At 69.3% G+C, this 499-nt stretch carries 1 protein-coding gene; it reads left to right on the top strand.

Features of this window, described 5'->3' with window-relative positions; all coding sequences use genetic code 11:
* Positions 1-14: 14 nt before the first annotated feature.
* A partial coding sequence (locus ACTIDRAF_RS31400) for a condensation domain-containing protein (protein ID WP_245533643.1) occupies positions 15-499 on the top strand: 485 nt, incomplete at its 3' end.

Below are 499 nucleotides of genomic sequence, written 5' to 3'. Positions count from 1 at the left end.
AGTTCGGGGTGGCGTTGTCTCCGCGCGCGCTGTTCGACCACCCGACGGTCGCCGAACTCGCTACCGCCGTGGGCGGGACCGATCCCTCCGCCTCCGGTGAGACGGCGGTCGCCGCGTTGGTCCCAGCCCCGTCGAGGCCGGCTCGGATCCCGCTGTCCTTCGCGCAGGAACGTCTGTGGTTCCTGGACGACTTCGCCAGGGGAACCAACGAGTACATCTCCCTGCTGGGGCTGAGGCTCACCGGGAACCTGAACCGGGAAGCCCTGCGGGAAGCCCTGTCGGTCCTCGCGGACCGGCACGAATCGTTGCGGACCACCTTCGACACCGTCGACGGGCAGGGCGTGCAGGTCGTCCATTCCGAGATGGAGCTGCCAGTCCGGTTCGTTGACCTCACGTCGGCCACGGAGGAGGAGCGTGACCAGGAGCGGGACCGGCTGCTGCTCGCCGAGACCCGGACCCCGTTCGATCTGCGGACGGGACCGTTGGTGCGGGTCCTGCT

This window comes from Actinoalloteichus spitiensis RMV-1378 (assembly GCF_000239155.1).
Taxonomy (GTDB): Bacteria; Actinomycetota; Actinomycetes; order Mycobacteriales; family Pseudonocardiaceae; genus Actinoalloteichus_B; species Actinoalloteichus_B spitiensis.
Note: the sequence above shows the minus strand (reverse complement) of the source record. Positions and strands in the feature narration are given on the sequence as shown.